The 3,126-nt window shown below is 61.6% G+C and carries 2 protein-coding genes; one reads left to right on the top strand and one right to left on the bottom strand.

Going from position 1 to position 3,126, the window contains the following annotated elements; genetic code table 11:
• Window positions 1-570: 570 nt before the first annotated feature.
• Window positions 571-1,452, top strand: a complete 882-nt coding sequence (locus tag E3O65_RS14335; RefSeq protein ID WP_134364413.1) for a hypothetical protein — start codon at window positions 571-573, stop codon at window positions 1,450-1,452.
• Between the two features lie 99 nt (window positions 1,453-1,551).
• Here E3O65_RS14335 and E3O65_RS14330 read toward each other — a convergent pair whose 3' ends face one another.
• Entirely contained in the window at window positions 1,552-1,908 is a 357-nt protein-coding gene (locus E3O65_RS14330) for a GntR family transcriptional regulator (protein WP_134364412.1), read from the bottom strand.
• Window positions 1,909-3,126 lie beyond the last annotated feature (1,218 nt).

Below are 3,126 nucleotides of genomic sequence, written 5' to 3'. Positions count from 1 at the left end.
CAACGAGCGGCCACGCAAAACCCTCAAACGAAGCACCCCAGCCGACCTGCTCAGCGAGCTAGTCTCGAGGAAGGAAATAGTCCCTGTTGCTTCCACCGTTTGAATTCGCCCATGGGATATAGGACGCCTCCCGCCCGCGACCTGCACCTCTGTAAATGTCGGCGTTATTTGGCGGCCTTCTTTGATCGCTATTTGGCGACGTCGATTGTCAGGCTGTCGTCAGCAGCGGATTGAGCGGGCAGAAATCCCAGTGCGCGCTCTCCGCGGTACCAGCTCAGCATGGCGCTATTCCCGCGACGCGCACCCACGATACCCGTGCGCACAGTGACCCATTTCACGGGGAGACGGTGCCCGAGCTGAGGTGGACCGCCGAGAAGCCCTCGGCGCGACTCGGCTACTAAGCTTCGCAATGTGCCTTCGCAGCAGGACGACCTGGTTCAGAGCGCTCCGTTCGACCTCTTCGCCGAACTTGGCGATCCGGGCCCTACCCGGCCCGGCAGCGGCGGACCCTCTCGAGGGTTTCGATGGGTGGTCTTAGCCGTTGTAGTGCTCTTGGTAGGAGTCGCGGTCGTGCTGCTTCCGGGTATCGGAAGCAGAGTCCGTGACTCCGGGGTGTGGCCGTTCTCTAATTCGGTCCTGCGCGTTGCCGCCGAACTTAGGGCCATCCCCGGAGTCGCCGCCGTCGGCGAACCGGAAAGCCGCGCCGGCGATCTAACGTTTCGCAATAACGTCTTCTTCACAGTTTTCGAAGAGAACACGTTGTCAAGCACGGAAACAACACGTTTGGTGGACGCGATCTCGGCGACGCTGGCCACCGCGCAGGGCTCGACCCGGTTCATGGTTGAGCTGGATCTTGGCGAGATAAGTGTCGGCATCTCACCGATTGCCGGGCTCAACGCCGACCGACTGGAATTAGCCAGCGACTTGGCTCAGCTGGATGGAGTGGTGCGGGCGACCGTGCTCTGGCCTGACCAGAACGACGATCTCATCATCGATGAGAGCAATAGCAGCCTCAATGTGTGGGTACAAGCCCGCGCCGGCTCCCCTCTCGCCCTCCTTGACCTAGTGCGTCCCTATCTCGGCGTGACCGACCCCCCACAGGTCACCGCGGTTATTCTCGGTTCGAATCCCGTTCGCGAGCGGGTATACAGCTGGGGCGCAGCCGACGACATCGAGGGTGGCACGCGGCAGCTGACCGTTCAAGGTGACGATGCTGCGCTTTGGCACGTCATCGGGCAACTGGAAAACGCCGAGGACGTTTCCGGGTACATCGTCCATCACTCCGGAGCGTTCATTGCTTTCGACGAAGGCGTCGACGTGCGCGATGCCATAAGCGCGCTGAGCGTACCCACCGAATGGCAATACATCGAAGCGCTCACGCCCGCCGGAAAAGACGAGTGGGCCCAGGAACACTTCAACGTCCGCGTAGAAACGACACCAGAGGGCACGTGACCGGAGGTCCAGGCGGCGCCGGGCAAAAGGTAGATTACGTCGTCGTACTGTCTCGAAACCGCCCTAGGGAAACGAGGCGCCCTTTCTGGTCGCGTCGATTTACCTCGATTGGAACGCAGCCCGAACGTATTTGAGACCTTCGTCCATGCCGATTCCAAGTTCTCCTAAGCGCAGGACGTACGCTTGCGCGGCTGCCTGGGCGTGACGCTGATTGGAGGTGCCGTGCATCGCGATGTAGGAACCATGCCGACCGCGCGTCTGAATGATTTCGTCCCGCTCAAGCTCTCGGTAGCTACGCGCCACAGTGTTGGGCGCTAGCCCAAGGTCACCAGCGAGCCGACGCACGGTCGGCAGACGTGTTCCGGGAACGAGCTCTCCGTCTCGTACCAGGTCAGCTATCTGTATTCGTATTTGCTCGTACGGCGGAGTTGACGAGGTCGGGTCGATTGTCAGCATCGGCTAGGGCCGGTGGTAGCGGAGGGCTCCCATAGCCGCCCAAGGGGCCGGCGGCTGACGGGAAGGTTCACCAACCACAAAGGTGACAGCCCGACGACTAGTCCCACGAAGACGAACGGCGAGCTGTAGTCGAATAGCCACGAGAAGCCAGCTACGAACGCCGCAGCACTAAGGGCAATGGAGGCGATCCACAGGTCGCGAAGAGCGTACGCCCGAAGAGCGTCATCCCACTGGAGCTCAAGCTCACTCGACGCTGGCTGCGGAACAGCCAAGAGCATCGAACTCAGAGCAGCGACGGCTACGATTCCGGCCAAGGCCAGAATCGCCAGAGATAGCACTGCCCCTAGCGGTAAGCCGCCTTGAAGTGTCGTTGGCCTTAGGCCGATAGAGAGCGCGATCGAAAGCGCTGCGCTGACCACGGCCAGAAGTGCCGCGCCAAGCACCCAGCCTGGATGCACGTAGTCAGCGAGGGAAGGCGATTGTGCTCGAGCGAATCGCGGAGCGCCCGGCTGCGGCGTGGTGAATTGGCTGAGGGCTGACACTGCGCCCCCCAGGGCCAGTGCGGCCGCAAGAATGCCAGTCGTAGATGCTCCCGCAACGCCGATCGGCCAATAGTCCTGTGTGATTGCGAAGAGAACGGCAAACGCGAACAGCGAGATTAGGCCACCGACCGTCGCCCCTTTGGAACGCGTTCGTAGGCGTCGATCAACGCGGCTATACACGTGATCAGTCATGGGCAGGCCGATGCGCTCTATGAAAGCGTAGACCTCGACTTCACGGCGCCTCCTGGTGGATCCATGCCAGAACGTCACAAGGAGAAGCGCTGTCATCGCGCCAATGAATCCCAACACAAAGCCCATGGGCAATACCCCCAATTGTCGCAACCTTGTACCAAGGTACTCGTTCTGGGACCGGACGTACAACTAGACGATGCAGCGCAGGGGCCGGCTTGCGACGTTCGCAGCGCTCAGGCAGTCTGCCGGCGCTGACTCGGAGGGTGCCGCGCACGAGTCGATCCGGGCGTGACGTCGCGCGGCGCAGCTCTCAGTACCATCCGGTTGCGTATGCAAGGCGTCTCGTAACCTCTGTGTGGCGAAACCGGCGAGTTCAGGTGGTGAGAGCAACACCCTGAGTTCTGTGGGGTGTTGTCGATGGCTCGACCGTGGTCGCCTTTGAGCGTCCGTTTGTCGTTTTGGGATGGGCTGGACGCGGGGCTAT

This window comes from Cryobacterium breve (assembly GCF_004402375.1).
GTDB lineage: Bacteria > Actinomycetota > Actinomycetes > Actinomycetales > Microbacteriaceae > Cryobacterium > Cryobacterium breve.
Note: the sequence above shows the minus strand (reverse complement) of the source record. Positions and strands in the feature narration are given on the sequence as shown.

What these genes read in the sequence shown, in the direction of transcription:
- E3O65_RS14330 (WP_134364412.1), bottom strand. Translation starts at nt 1,908, where the DNA reads ATGCTGACAATCGACCCGACCTCGTCAACTCCGCCGTACGAGCAAATA.